Source organism: Rhizobium sp. USDA 4016, from assembly GCF_056279705.1.
Window position 1 is genome coordinate 2,556,336 of the sequence record NZ_JBWCCY010000004.1, and the last position, 13,274, is coordinate 2,569,609.

Here is a 13,274-nt window from a genome sequence, read left to right on the forward strand (position 1 = left end):
GCCGTGGCTACCCCGTATTCGCGCCCGCTTGCGCTGACGCAAGGCGATCCGGCCGGCATCGGCCCGGACATAACCTTGATGGCCTGGCTGAGGCGGCATGAGCTCGGCCTGCCGCCCTTCTTTCTGATCGGCGATCCTGACGTGCTGGCGGTAAGAGCACGCCAGCTCGATCTTTCCGTCGCGATAGCCGAAGCGAACGCCGCAACGGCCGCGGATGTCTTTGCCGATGCTCTCCCCGTCCTGCCTGTTCCTGCGGGCGTCGAGGTGGCAGCCGGCGAGCCGCATGTCGCGACTGCAGCGGGTACGATCGCCGCGATCGAAACGGCCGTATCGCTGGTCGTCAAGGGCGAGGCAGAGGGCGTCGTCACCAATCCCATCGCCAAAGCTGTTCTTTACGAGGCCGGCTTCAAGTTTCCCGGCCACACCGAATTCCTTGCTGATCTCGCGAGCCGCGCGACCGGCAATCCGGTCAGGCCGGTGATGATGCTTGCCGGACCGAAGTTGCGGGCGATACCGGTTACCATTCACATCCCAATCAAGGACGTGCCGCAGGCTTTGAGCGGTGAATTGATCGCAGAGACCTGCCGTATCGCGCATTCCGATCTCAGGCACCGCTTCGGCATCGAAAGGCCGCGCCTTGCCGTCGCCGGTCTCAATCCGCATGCCGGCGAAAACGGAACGATGGGGCGCGAGGACGAAGACATCATTCATCCCGCCATACAGCTTCTGCGCTCCGAGGGCATCGACGCGATCGGCCCCCTGCCCGCCGATACCATGTTCCACGACGAGGCTCGCGCCCGGTATGATGTCGCGGTCTGCATGTATCACGATCAGGCCCTGATCCCGGTCAAGGCGCTCGGCTTCGACGATTCCGTCAATGTGACGCTCGGCCTGCCTTTCGTGCGGACATCGCCGGATCATGGCACAGCTTTCGGCATTGCCGGCAAGGGCATCGCGCGCGAAAAGAGCCTGATTGCCGCCCTCAAGCTTGCAGCCCATCTCAGTCGTCCCGCGGAACACCGCTGATGGCTGCGCTCGATGGTCTGCCGCCGCTTCGCGACGTGATCCAGCGTCACGGCCTTGATGCGCGCAAGGCGCTCGGGCAAAACTTCCTTCTCGATCTCAACCTGACGCAGAAAGTCGCCCGCACGGCAGGATCGCTGGAAGGCTGCACCGTCTTCGAAGTGGGACCTGGACCAGGCGGGCTGACGCGCGCCATCCTGGCGCTGGGTGCGAAGAAGGTGATTGCCGTCGAGCGTGATCCGCGCTGCCTGCCAGCACTGGCGGAAATATCCGCTCATTATCCTGGCAGGCTCGAGGTCATGGGCGGCGATGCGCTGAAGACCGATTTCGAGGCGCTGGCGCCTGGGGGACCCGTCAAGATCATCGCCAATCTTCCGTACAATGTCGGCACGCAACTGCTGGTAAATTGGCTGCTGCCAAAAGAGTGGCCGCCATTTTGGGAATCCTTGACGCTGATGTTCCAGAAAGAAGTCGGCGAGCGCATCGTCGCCGAACAGGATGACGACCACTATGGCCGCCTCGGCGTACTCTGCGGCTGGCGCGCCGATGCCCGCATGGCTTTCGACGTATCACCGCAAGCCTTCACGCCGCCTCCGAAGGTGACGTCGACGGTGGTGCATCTGACGCCGAAGGCAAACCCCATCCCCTGCGCCGTCGCCAATCTTGAAAGAGTAACACATGCGGCCTTCGGTCAGCGGCGCAAGATGCTTCGCCAGAGCCTCAAGCCGCTCGGCGGCGAGAATCTGCTCAACAAGGTGGGTATAGACTCGCAGCGCCGCGCCGAAACGCTATCCGTCGAGGAATTCTGCCTGCTCGCGAATTCGCTTTAAAGGACCGGCGTCTCTTCCAGCAGTTTGGTGACGAAATCGTAGATGCCGTGCCGCCGGTCGCGGCGCAGGCGCTCGGCCTTCACGATCGACTGCACGGCGTCGAAGGCAGTATCGAGATCGTCGTTGACGATGACATAGTCATATTCCCGCCAATGGGCGATTTCGGCGCGCGAATTGGCAAGCCGCTTTGCGATGACCTCTTCCGAATCTTCCGCACGGCGGTGAAGCCGTGATTGCAACTCGGTCATCGTCGGCGGCAGCACGAAGATGGATACGACATCTGCCGACATCTTTTCCTGCAGCTGCTGGGCGCCCTGCCAATCGATGTCGAAAAGCATGTCGCGGCCTTCGGCCATCGCTGCTTCCACCGGTTCGCGCGGCGTGCCGTAGAAATTGCCGTGCACTTCAGCCCATTCCAACAGCGCATCGGAATCGCGCAGTCGCTCGAATTCGCGGATGCTCTTGAAGTGGTAGTGAATGCCCTCGACCTCGCTCGGGCGCCGCTGGCGGGTCGTCACGCTGACTGAGAGGCCGATCTGGCTATCCTGCGCAAGCAGCGTCCGCGCAATCGTCGACTTTCCCGCGCCCGAGGGCGACGAGATGACGAGCATCAGACCGCGGCGAGCGATCGGAACGGGCGAGGCTTTCGCCGGTTTCATGTCCTACTCCAGATTCTGGACCTGTTCGCGGAACTGGTCGATGACGACTTTCAGTTCGATGCCGGCGGCAGTGACCGCCGAGGCATTCGACTTCGAACAGATGGTATTCGATTCGCGGTTAAATTCCTGTGCAAGGAAATCGAGCTTGCGGCCGACCGGGCCGCCGCGGCCCAACAGATCCCGTGCGGCCGCGACATGCGCCTTCAGCCGGTCGATTTCTTCGCGCAAATCGGCCTTCGTCGCAAGCAGAGCGGCCTCCGCATGCAGCCTGTCGCGGTCGAGCGCGCCCGCTCCGTCCATCAGCAAGGCAACCTGCGCCTTGATGCGCGCGCAAATCTCCTGCGGCGTGCGCGACGGGTCGCGTTCGATCGCGTGCGTCAAGTCCTCGATCGTCGAAACATGATTGAGCAACACGCGAGACAGTGCAGCCCCCTCCTGTTCCCGCATGAGCTTGAGGTCAGCAAGTGCAGCCAGCAGGCCCCTGGTGACGTCCGCATCGCGGGCGGCGATTTCTTCTTCGCTGTCCTCCGTCTCGCGAAATTCGACGAGTCCGCGGATCGAAAGCAGCGTTTCGAGGGTCAGAGGCGCCGGATCGATGACGCCTGCAAGCTGGTCACGCATTGCAAGCACATTGGCCAGAGCGTCCTGATTGAGAACCGTTTCGAAGCGGTTTTCGGCTGCCGAAACCGAAAGGTTGGCCTGCATGTTGCCGCGGCTGAACTGTTCACCCGTAATGCGGCGAACGTCTGTTTCCATGCGCTCGAGGCCCGGCGGCAGGCGAAGGCGCAGGTCGAGCCCCTTGCCGTTGACCGACCGCAGTTCCCAAGCCCAGCGCCAGCGGCCGCTCGTTCCCTCGCGCCGCGCAAAACCGGTCATGGACTGCAAAGCCATCCGAGCCTCCGAAATCAGTTCGTCTTCTTTTTCTTCTGCTGAGCCGCCGGCTCGGCCTGGGCCTCCGGCTGGCCGTCAACCACGATATTCGGATCGGCGCCCTTGTCAGCTTCGAGCTTGCGCCAGCGCTTGACGTTGGCATTGTGCTCTTCGAGCGTCGCCGCAAAAACGTGGCCGCCGGTGCCGTCGGCAACGAAATAGAGGTCCGCCGTCTTCCAGGGATTGGCCGCCGCTTCCAGGGCATCACGGCCGGGATTTGCGATTGGCGTCGGCGGCAGGCCCTTGATCACGTAAGTGTTGTAAGGCGTTTCCTTCTTCAGGTCCGACAGGTAGATCGGCCGGTCGGCAGGCTTGCCGTCACCACCGAAGAGGCCGTAGATGATCGTCGGATCGGACTGAAGCCGCATGCCTTTGGCGAGCCGGTTGAGGAAAACGGATGCGACATGCGCGCGCTCGTCGGGAATGCCAGTCTCCTTCTCGACGATCGAAGCAAGTACCACGAACTCTTCCTTGGATTTCAGCGAGACCGAAGGATCGCGTTTCTCCCAGATCTGGTCGACGAGCTTTTTCTGCTCTGCAGCCATCTGGTCGATGATCTCGGAGCGTTTCGTGCCGCGGGAGAACTTGTAGGTATCGGGACGCAGGCTGCCTTCGGGCGGCAGCGCCGTCGGCAGCTCGCCTTCGAGGACGGTATCCCCGCTCATGCGGTTGAACATCTGGCGCACCGTCAGGCCCTCCGGGAAGGAGATCGAATAGAGGATCGATTTACCGGACTTCAGCAGTTCCATGATGTCGTTCATGGAAGCCTTCGCCTTGATCTCGTATTCGCCGGCCTTCAGGCTCTCCCCCTCGTTCAGGTACGTCGCCGTGAGATAGCGGAAGATGCGGGCGTCGGAGACGATGTTGTTGCGCTCGAGATTGGTGGCGATTTCCGAAAGGCCCGCGCCGCTGCGCACGATGAAATTGGTGTTCGTCTCCAGCGGACCGGGGTCCTGGTAACTGGAGATCGCGTAGTAGAAGGCGAAGATGCCGGCGGCGCAGGCAAGCACGACCATCGTCATCAGGAAGTTCAGGAAGATGACGACCTGGCTGCGCGCCTTCTTCGAGCGCTTCGGCGGCTCCGGAACGCGTTCCGGGCGCAGCGCTTCATTGGGCGACTTCGGAATGATCGGCCCGTTCTGCGCCGGATGGCCGTTGTGGCCCGCCGCGTCGTTGCTCTGATTCGTATCGCTCACCGGCAATCCTCTAAACTTGGCCCTGTCCGCTGTTTTAAGAAGCAATACGGCAAAAAACAGGTAGGCCACCCTCCCGAAAGGTACTGGCCCGTCCTCCCGTCCTGTCAAAAACCGCCTTCAGGCAGTATAGCGGCGCAGCACCAGCGATGCATTCGTACCGCCGAATCCGAAGGAATTCGAGAGTGCAACATTGATTTCTCGCTGACGAGCCTTGTGCGGGACAAGATCGATCGCCGTTTCGCGCTCGGGATTATCGAGATTGAGCGTCGGCGGAGCGACATTGTCGCGGATCGCAAGCGTCGCGAAAATCGCCTCGATGGCACCGGCTGCGCCCAGCAGATGGCCGGTCGCCGACTTGGTCGAAGACATCGAAATCTTCGATGCCGCATTGCCGACCAGACGCTCGACGGCGCCAAGCTCGATCGTATCGGCCATGGTCGACGTGCCATGCGCGTTGATATAATCGACATCTGCAGCCGTCAGACCGGCGCGCTTCAGCGCCATGGCCATGCAGCGCTGCGCGCCGTCACCGTCTTCCGCCGGCGCGGTGATGTGGTAGGCGTCGCCCGAGAGGCCGTAGCCGACGATTTCGGCGTAGATCTTCGCGCCACGCGCCTTGGCGTGTTCCAGCTCTTCGAGAACGATGATACCGGCGCCTTCGCCCATGACGAAGCCGTCGCGGTCGCGATCGTAGGGACGCGATGCTTTCTCAGGATCGTCGTTGTGCTGCGTGGAAAGCGCCTTGCAGGCAGCAAAGCCCGCAAGCGAGATGCGGCTGACCGGCGATTCCGTACCGCCCGCGACCATGACATCGGCATCGCCGAGCGCGATCATACGGGCAGCATCGCCGATGGCGTGCGCGCCAGTCGAGCAGGCGGTGACGACCGAGTGGTTCGGCCCCCTAAGCTTGTGGCGAATCGAGACCTGGCCGGATACGAGGTTGATCAGGCGGCCGGGAATGAAGAAGGGCGAGATGCGGCGCGGGCCCTTATCGCGGAGCGTATAGCCCGCCTCGACGATACCCTCGATGCCGCCGATGCCGGAGCCGATCAGCACGCCGGTCGCGATCTGGTCCTCGTCGTTCTCAGGATGCCAGCCGGCGTCATTCAGCGCCATGTCGGCAGCGGCCATGCCGTAGATGATGAAGGGATCGACCTTGCGCTGTTCCTTCGGCTCCATCCAGTCATCCTGGTTGAATGTGCCCTCTGTGCCATCACCAACCGGAATGCGGCAGGCAATCTTGGCAGGGAGATCATCCACTTCGAATTCGGTGACAAGGCGGGCGCCGCTGCGGCCGGCGAGCAACCGCGACCACGTCACTTCAGTTCCGCATCCCAAGGGTGATACCATACCGGTACCGGTGATGACGACCCGTCTCATCGACAGCTTCCCCGCCTGTTCTTTCGCTAAAGCAATGCACAAACAAAAAGGGCGGACTCATGGCCCGCCCTTTGAAAATCACACAGGATTAAGCCTGGGCCTTTTCAATGAACTTTACTGCGTCGCCGACCGTGAGGATCGAGTCTGCTGCGTCGTCCGGAATTTCTACGCCGAATTCTTCTTCGAAGGCCATGACCAGTTCGACCGTGTCGAGCGAGTCAGCGCCCAGATCGTCGATAAAGCTGGCGCTCTCGACAACCTTCTCGGCATCGACGCCAAGATGATCAATAACAATTTTCTTTACGCGTTCTGCGATATCGCTCATGTCGGTTTCCTCGACCTTATATCCTGATGAGAATGCCTTCCGGCATCCCTACCCTGGTTCAGCCTTCGGCGCCCTCTCGGCACTTTCAGCAAACTCGTTAGCCCGGCTCTCTAAGATGTTCCCCGCTGGCAAAACGCCCGCTGGTCCGCCTTGTTTCCCGGAACGACTGTGACAGTCATGGCCCGCTTAACACGGTTTATGTCTGCCGCAAAGCCTGAAAATCAACCCTGTTCCATTGCTCAACACGCTATTCCGCCGAAAAACGCAAACAGGGCCAGTTTCTGTTTCAGATCATGGCCATGCCGCCGTTTACGTGCAGCGTCTGACCCGTCATATAGGCGGCTTCGGAGGAGGCGAGATAGGCAACGGCGGACGCCACTTCGCCACCCGTGCCCATGCGCTTCATCGGGATTGCGCCCATGATCGCTTCCTTCTGCTTGTCGTTCAGCTTGCCGGTCATGGCGGATTCGATGAAGCCCGGCGCGACGCAATTGACGGTCACGTTGCGGGTCGCGATCTCCTGGGCGAGCGACTTGGTGAAGCCGATCATGCCGGCCTTGGAGGCGCAGTAGTTCGCCTGACCCGGGTTACCGGTGACACCGACCACCGAGGTGATGTTGATGATGCGGCCGTAGCGACGGCGCATCATCGGATGCGTCAGCTCGCGCGTCAGGCGGAACATCGCTGTCAGGTTGACCTCGATGACGTTATCCCAGTCCTCGTCGCTCATCCGGACGAAGAGGCCGTCCTTGGTGATGCCTGCGTTGTTCACCAGAATATCGACGCCCTCGAGCTCGGCTTCGGCCTTGACGCCGAGTGCCTTGACCTCGTCACGGTCGGAGAGGTTCGCCGGGAATATCTTGACGCGGTCGCCAAGCTCGTTTGCCAGCGCTTCGAGCTTTTCGACGCGCGTGCCGTGAAGGCCGACGACGGCGCCCTGTTTGTGGAGAATGCGGGCGATTTCCTCGCCGATGCCGCCGGATGCACCGGTTACGAGCGCCTTGCGGCCGGAAAGATCGAGCATGGATGCGTTCCTTATATCTGGTGAAACCAATCAGGCCATGAGGGCGGCGACGGCCGCGTCGATATCGGCGGGCGTATTGACGGCAATGCCGTTCACCGTCTTGTCGATGCGGCGCGCAAGGCCGGTCAGCACCTTGCCGGAGCCGAGTTCATAAAGCGTCGTGACATTGTTTGCGGCAAACCATTCCACCGTTTCGCGCCAGCGGACCTGGCCGGTGACCTGCTCGACGAGGAGCCTGGCAATCTCATCGGCGTCTGTCACTGGCGCGGCGCGAACGTTGGCGATCAGTGGCACGACCGGGTTGGCCTTTGAAACGCCCGCGAGCGCTTCGCGCATCGCCTCGGCAGCCGGCGCCATCAGTGAGGAGTGGAAGGGAGCGGAAACCGGTAGAAGGATCGCACGCTTGGCGCCCTTCTCGGTTGCCAGTGCCGCGCCCTTTTCGACCGCGGCCTTTTCGCCGGAGATGACGATCTGGCCGCCGCCGTTATCGTTAGCGATCTGGCAGGCACCAGCGGCCGAAGCAGCTTCGCAAACGGCCACGACATCGGCATGTTCGAGCCCGATGATCGCCGCCATGGCACCAACGCCGACAGGAACGGCAGCCTGCATGGCGTTGCCACGAATACGCAGTAGACGCGCGGTTTCGGCGAGTGAGAAGGTGCCGGCGGCACAGAGTGCGGAATATTCGCCGAGCGAATGACCGGCAACATAGGACACCTTCGACTTGGGGTCGAGACCCTTCGCCTGAAGGACACGGACCACCGCAAGCGATACCGCCATCAGCGCCGGCTGGGCATTGGCCGTCAGCGTCAGCGTATCTTCCGGCCCTTCGAACATGATTGTTGAAAGCTTTTCGCCGAGCGCATCGTCAACCTCTTCGAAGACGGAACGGGCCTCGGAAAAATTTTCCGCGAGTTCCTTGCCCATGCCCACGGCCTGGCTTCCCTGGCCGGGAAATGTGAAAGCGACGGTCATCTAATGTCCCTTATTATGTCAATTTGGACTATTTCGCCTCCAATTGACGTTCTTGCGGGCAGAGTCAATAGCGCTGCCAGGGTCTCCAGAGCCGTTGCAGGCGCGAAAAGCCGCGATTTTTTCCTTGCGCTTGCGCAATTCGCGCCTAAATTTGCGCCGCCCTCCCCGGCTACCTCCGCTCATCTGTTTTCAAGGTTCCAATGAAGTTTAATAGATTAGGCCGCACCGATATTTCCGTTTCGCAAATCTGCCTCGGCACCATGACGTGGGGCACGCAGAACACCGAAACCGAAGCGCACGAGCAGATGGATTACGCCGTCGAGAAAGGCGTCAACTTCTTCGATACCGCCGAACTTTACCCGACAACTCCCCTTTCAGCGGAAACACAGGGGCGCACCGAGGATTATATCGGCAGCTGGTTCGCAACGACCGGCAAGCGCAACGACATCGTGCTGGCGACAAAGGTCGCGGGGCCTGGACGCTCCTATATCCGGGGCGGCGAAGGTGCCGACGCCAAGAATATCAAGCTTGCCGTCGAAGCGAGCCTCAAGCGGCTACAGACCGATTACATCGATCTCTACCAAATCCATTGGCCGAGCCGTGGGCATTTCCACTTCCGGCAGAACTGGCATTACGACCCCTTCAAGCAGGATCGGGCAAAGGCGGTCGCCAACATCACCGATATCCTCGAAACGATGGATATGCTCGTGAAGGAAGGCAAGGTGCGCGCCGTCGGCCTGTCCAATGAAACTGCATGGGGCACGCAGAAATACCTGACGCTCTCCGAGCACAAGGGCCTTCCACGTGTCGCCAGCATCCAGAACGAATACAGCCTGCTCTACCGCCACTTCGACCTGGACATGGCGGAACTGTCGCATCACGAGGATGTCGGCCTGCTCGCCTATTCACCGCTTGCGGCTGGCCTGCTCACCGGAAAATATCTCGATGGCGTCAGGCCAGAAGGATCGCGCGCTACGATCAACGGCGATCTCGGCGGCCGGTTGCAGCCGCTGCAGGAAGCGCCCACCAGGGCCTGTGTCGAGATTGCAGCGAGGCACGGGCTTGATCCGGCAGCCATGGCGCTTGCCTTCTGCCTCACCCGCCGCTTCATGACCTCCGTCATCATCGGCGCAACGACGATGGAGCAGCTGGAGGTCGATCTGAGCGCCGTCGAGGTGAAACTCTCGAGCGACGTCCTCTCCGAGATCGAAAAGGTCCACCGGCAGTATCCGATGCCGCTGTGACGAGCGCTACGGACTTCGGATAAACCAAGCCCGGAACATCTGTTTCCAGCGCTGCGGAGAATCAAAGGTCTATACCCTTGTGAGGACTGCGCCCTTCCTTGATGACCGCTTTCAGGTCGGTGTCTGTCGCATGCCTTTCGGCCAAGCGCTTATAGAAAGCCGGGCCGGGTCCCCGGCTCGCCTGTCGGATCTCATCGAATTCGAGAGCGCTCACGACTATATCGGCGATAGAACGGTTTTCACGGTGCGCAAGCCTGTGGACAAGATTATGGGCTTGGCGCTGCGAGCGAAAAGCCGAGGTTCGGCCGCGGATAACTCCTTTCTGGCATATGCAGAATTTGCCCTCAAGATGACTGTAAACGGCAAGATGGCCCTGCTTAATTGTATCCGAACGCTTGCCTTTCGCCGAAAAATCCGTATAAGCGCCCCTGTTCGCAAACCCGGTCTTCTGGCTGGTGGCTGAACGGAGGGCCGGTTTCTTTGGAAATCGTTCGGAACGGAAGCGTTCCAGCCTCCCGTGTCTCCGCTCTCGACCGTCTCGGAAACGCTTTTCTTGCCTGGGTTCAGCCCAATCAGGAGCAGTCGTTGAGGCTTAGCCGCCGAATATCGGGTTGAACCAACGCAAGAAAGGCAAAGCTGTCATGGCTCTTTATGAACATGTATTCCTTGCCCGGCAGGATATTTCCGCTCAGCAAGTCGATGCCCTCGTAGAACAGTACAAGGGCGTGATCGAAGCTAACGGCGGCAAAGTCGGGCGCATCGAAAACTGGGGTCTTAAGTCCCTCACCTACCGCATCAAGAAGAACCGCAAGGCTCACTACGCCCTGATGGACATCGATGCACCGCCAGCTGCCGTCCAAGAAATGGAACGCCAGATGCGCATCAGCGAAGATGTTCTGCGTTACATGACGCTCGCTGTCGAAAAGCACGAAGAAGGCCCGTCTGCCATGATGCAGAAGCGCGACCGCGACGACCGTGGCCCGCGTGACGGCGCCCGTGGCCCGCGCGAAGGCGGTTTCGACCGTGGCCCGCGCCCGCCGCGCGAAGGTGGCTTCGGCGACCGTGAAGACCGTCCGCGCCGTCCGCGCGAAGACCGCGTATAAGGAGATTTGAGATATGTCTGAAGCTTCCTCCGCTCCGGTCCGCCGCCCGTTCCATCGCCGCCGCAAGACCTGCCCGTTCTCGGGTGCGAATGCTCCGCGGATCGACTACAAGGACGTCCGTCTTCTGCAGCGTTACATTTCCGAGCGCGGCAAGATCGTTCCGTCCCGCATCACGGCTGTTTCGCAGAAGAAGCAGCGCGAACTCGCCCAGGCGATCAAGCGCGCCCGCTTCCTCGGCCTGCTGCCGTACGTCGTAGCCTAATTTGCTATCGCGACCCTCTGGTCCCGAACCAGAGGGTCGCATCCCTTCCGCGGTGGGCGCGGATCGGAACCCTGAAAACCCATGTTGAGGCGGGTTTTTCTGAATTTGATTCAGGAGACATCCTCTAACTGCTTGATGAAGCAGGACAGCGACGTGACCAAAATGAACTTCAAGAGGCTGCTGACCGGCGCGCTCGCCGGATTGACCGCCGCGCTCCTGGCGCTCGGCGCGAGCGTCCAGTTGTCGTTCAGCGCCCTGCTCTACGCCGCTTCCGCCCTGCCCATCCTTCTCGTGGGTCTTGGCTGGGGCAATGCCGCGGCAATCTCTGCCGTCGTCACCGCTGCCGCCTTCGGCGCTGTCGCCGCCTCTCCGGCTTTCGCGCTGATGATGACGCTGGTGACGCTGATTCCCGCCGGCTGGATCAGCCACCTGGCAAACCTTGCCCGCCCCGCCGCCGAGCTCGGCGGCCCGGAACACCTGACGGCCTGGTATCCGCTCTCCGACATCCTGCTGCATCTCTGCGGCCTGGTGACGCTCGCCGTCATCGTGACCGGCTACATGATCGGCTATGGCCCGGAACTTATCGGCCAGATGGTCGATGCACTTTTCGGTTCCTTTGCGCAACAACAGCCGGATTTCACATTCAATGACACGGCCACTGCGCAGACCAAGTCGCTGCTGCTCCTGATGCTGCCCGCCATTCAGGGCGCGATGTGGGTGCTGATGCTGTTTGCGGCCTACTATATCGCGGCACGCATCGTGAATGCGTCCGGCCGCGCGCTCCGCCCGCGCGAGGACATTCCGTCCGCGCTGCGCATGAACCGCAACGCGATCTTCGTCTTCCTCGCTGGTCTTGCCGCCACCTTCTTCGGCGGCGTTCCGGCGATGATCGGAGCAACTGTCGTCGGCACCTTTGGCGCCGGCTTCCTGCTTTCCGGCTTCGCCGCGCTGCATTTCCGCACGCGCGGCAAGGACTGGCGCCTGCCGGCGCTCGTCCTCTGCTACCTGGCATCGCTCGTTCTGATGCTGCCAGCTTTTTTCATTCTTGTCGTCGGTCTGTCCGATACGCGCAAGGCGATTGCCCTGACCCCGAACAAGAATGCCGATGCCCCTCAATCCACAGATAAGAAAACCTAGAGACACGAAAGGAAAACGAAGATGGAAGTCATTCTTCTCGAACGCATCTCCAAGCTCGGCCAGATGGGCGAAACCGTCAAGGTTCGTGACGGCTTTGCACGCAACTACCTCCTGCCGCTCGGCAAGGCACTGCGCGCCAACGCCGCCAACAAGGCCCGTTTCGAATCCGAACGCGCAACGCTCGAAGCCCGCAACCTCGAGCGCAAGTCGGAAGCCCAGAAGGTCGCCGACGTCCTTAACGGCAAGTCCTTCATCGTCGTTCGCTCTGCCGGCGAAACCGGCCAGCTCTACGGCTCGGTTGCTGCCCGCGACGTCGTTGAAATCCTGGCCGCCGAAGGCTTCAACATCGGCCGTAACCAGGTTCACCTGAACACGCCGATCAAGGCGATCGGTATCCACAAGGTCGAACTGCAGCTTCACGCCGAAGTCGAAATCCACGTCAATCTCAACGTTGCCCGCTCCGCCGACGAAGCCGAGCGCCAGGCAAAGGGCGAGACGCTCACCTCCGTCGACGCGATCTACGGCGTTGATGAAGACGCCCTTCGTGCGGAAGACTTCTTCGATCCGGATGCCGACGGCAACGCCGAAGACGAAGCATAAGCTTCGCACGCTTACTTCACAAAGCAGAAGCCCGGCTCCAGGCCGGGCTTCTTGCGTTTGTCAGTTGGCCGCGGTTCTCATTGCCCCCGAACTGCCAGCAGGTTTGCCTGCATGGCGCGGATGACGCTCAGCGTCGTCCTCAAGTCACTTTCGGAAATGCCGGCGACGACCCGGGCGCGCACGTCTGCGGCAAGATCCTCGACCTCGCCGGCGACGACCCTTCCCGCATCCGTCATGTAGATCTCCTTGGCGCGGCGATCGGAACCAGCGACACGGCGTTCCAGGAAGCCTTGCGCCTCCATTGCGTCCAGGATCCGGACCAGCGTCGGCGTTTCGAGTTCCAGCCGTTCGGCCAGTTCTCGCTGATTGATGCCGTCCTTCTTGTTGAGCGTAAAAAAGACTCGCGCGCGCGGCAGTGTCATGTTTCTCTCACGCACCAGGGAATCGAACGTCGCTCTCAATTTTCGGGTAAACGCAGCGATGTCCTCAATGAGTTGCCGCCTGAGAAGTATATTCCCCATAGATTCCCCATTATTTAGTTAGCGCACTAATTATATTTCCTCTGTCTAATTGAGTTCAGACGTCT

At 61.0% G+C, this 13,274-nt stretch carries 15 protein-coding genes and 1 pseudogene; 7 read left to right on the plus strand and 9 right to left on the minus strand.

The features are described 5' to 3' along the window. Positions 1 to 3: 3 nt before the first annotated feature. Positions 4 to 1,026 (plus strand): 4-hydroxythreonine-4-phosphate dehydrogenase PdxA, encoded by a 1,023-nt coding sequence (gene pdxA, locus ACZ9DP_RS28130; protein ID WP_476204217.1) that lies wholly within the window; start codon positions 4 to 6, stop codon positions 1,024 to 1,026. Then, positions 1,026 to 1,853 carry a 16S rRNA (adenine(1518)-N(6)/adenine(1519)-N(6))-dimethyltransferase RsmA gene (gene rsmA / locus ACZ9DP_RS28135; RefSeq protein ID WP_074067240.1) on the plus strand — a complete coding sequence of 276 codons (828 nt, stop codon included), beginning with the start codon at positions 1,026 to 1,028 and terminating at the stop codon, positions 1,851 to 1,853. The genes pdxA and rsmA overlap by 1 nt, the downstream gene beginning before the upstream one ends. Here rsmA and gmk read toward each other — a convergent pair. The 7 genes from gmk to fabD form a co-directional block, all read right to left on the minus strand. Then, the gene (gene gmk / locus ACZ9DP_RS28140; RefSeq protein ID WP_074067238.1) at positions 1,850 to 2,512 is read right to left on the minus strand and encodes a guanylate kinase; all 663 of its coding nucleotides are present in this window, start codon (positions 2,510 to 2,512) and stop codon (positions 1,850 to 1,852) included. The genes rsmA and gmk overlap by 4 nt on opposite strands. A 3-nt stretch (positions 2,513 to 2,515) precedes the next feature. After that, positions 2,516 to 3,403 carry a YicC/YloC family endoribonuclease gene (locus tag ACZ9DP_RS28145; RefSeq protein WP_476204218.1) on the minus strand — a complete coding sequence of 296 codons (888 nt, stop codon included), beginning with the start codon at positions 3,401 to 3,403 and terminating at the stop codon, positions 2,516 to 2,518. 14 nt (positions 3,404 to 3,417) lie between these two features. Beyond that, positions 3,418 to 4,638: an endolytic transglycosylase MltG gene (mltG, locus tag ACZ9DP_RS28150; RefSeq protein ID WP_194729343.1), complete on the minus strand. Its 1,221-nt coding sequence runs from the start codon at positions 4,636 to 4,638 to the stop codon at positions 3,418 to 3,420. A gap of 117 nt (positions 4,639 to 4,755) precedes the next feature. Further along, complete coding sequence (gene fabF / locus ACZ9DP_RS28155) at positions 4,756 to 6,018, minus strand: beta-ketoacyl-ACP synthase II (RefSeq protein ID WP_039844456.1); 1,263 nt, start codon at positions 6,016 to 6,018, stop codon at positions 4,756 to 4,758. A gap of 88 nt (positions 6,019 to 6,106) precedes the next feature. Beyond that, positions 6,107 to 6,343: an acyl carrier protein gene (locus ACZ9DP_RS28160; protein WP_022714691.1), complete on the minus strand. Its 237-nt coding sequence runs from the start codon at positions 6,341 to 6,343 to the stop codon at positions 6,107 to 6,109. Positions 6,344 to 6,629: 286 nt separating this feature from the next. Further along, positions 6,630 to 7,367 carry a 3-oxoacyl-[acyl-carrier-protein] reductase gene (fabG, locus tag ACZ9DP_RS28165; protein ID WP_039844455.1) on the minus strand — a complete coding sequence of 246 codons (738 nt, stop codon included), beginning with the start codon at positions 7,365 to 7,367 and terminating at the stop codon, positions 6,630 to 6,632. A gap of 30 nt (positions 7,368 to 7,397) precedes the next feature. Then, a complete protein-coding gene (gene fabD, locus ACZ9DP_RS28170; protein WP_476204219.1) occupies positions 7,398 to 8,342 on the minus strand; it encodes an ACP S-malonyltransferase in 945 nt (314 codons plus the stop codon). A 200-nt stretch (positions 8,343 to 8,542) separates the two neighbouring features. Between fabD and ACZ9DP_RS28175 the strand changes: the two genes are divergently transcribed. Further along, positions 8,543 to 9,586 carry an aldo/keto reductase gene (locus ACZ9DP_RS28175; protein ID WP_476204220.1) on the plus strand — a complete coding sequence of 348 codons (1,044 nt, stop codon included), beginning with the start codon at positions 8,543 to 8,545 and terminating at the stop codon, positions 9,584 to 9,586. Between the two features lie 61 nt (positions 9,587 to 9,647). Here the strand turns inward: ACZ9DP_RS28175 and ACZ9DP_RS28180 are convergent. Then, positions 9,648 to 9,934: pseudogene (locus ACZ9DP_RS28180) on the minus strand (plasmid stabilization protein). Between the two features lie 293 nt (positions 9,935 to 10,227). On the opposite strand from ACZ9DP_RS28180, the gene rpsF reads away from it, so the two are divergent. The 4 genes from rpsF to rplI all read left to right on the plus strand — a co-directional run bounded on the left by rpsF (position 10,228) and on the right by rplI (position 12,688). Next, positions 10,228 to 10,689 (plus strand): 30S ribosomal protein S6, encoded by a 462-nt coding sequence (gene rpsF, locus ACZ9DP_RS28185; protein ID WP_039844451.1) that lies wholly within the window; start codon positions 10,228 to 10,230, stop codon positions 10,687 to 10,689. 13 nt (positions 10,690 to 10,702) lie between these two features. Further along, positions 10,703 to 10,951 carry a 30S ribosomal protein S18 gene (gene rpsR / locus ACZ9DP_RS28190; RefSeq protein WP_004680498.1) on the plus strand — a complete coding sequence of 83 codons (249 nt, stop codon included), beginning with the start codon at positions 10,703 to 10,705 and terminating at the stop codon, positions 10,949 to 10,951. Positions 10,952 to 11,113: 162 nt separating this feature from the next. Then, positions 11,114 to 12,088 carry a DUF2232 domain-containing protein gene (locus tag ACZ9DP_RS28195; RefSeq protein WP_476205492.1) on the plus strand — a complete coding sequence of 325 codons (975 nt, stop codon included), beginning with the start codon at positions 11,114 to 11,116 and terminating at the stop codon, positions 12,086 to 12,088. A gap of 21 nt (positions 12,089 to 12,109) precedes the next feature. After that, entirely contained in the window at positions 12,110 to 12,688 is a 579-nt protein-coding gene (gene rplI / locus ACZ9DP_RS28200; RefSeq protein ID WP_039844450.1) for a 50S ribosomal protein L9, read from the plus strand. Between the two features lie 77 nt (positions 12,689 to 12,765). Here the strand turns inward: rplI and ACZ9DP_RS28205 are convergent, their stop codons facing one another. Continuing rightward, entirely contained in the window at positions 12,766 to 13,209 is a 444-nt protein-coding gene (locus ACZ9DP_RS28205) for a MarR family winged helix-turn-helix transcriptional regulator (RefSeq protein ID WP_476204221.1), read from the minus strand. Between the last annotated feature and the right edge of the window lie 65 nt (positions 13,210 to 13,274).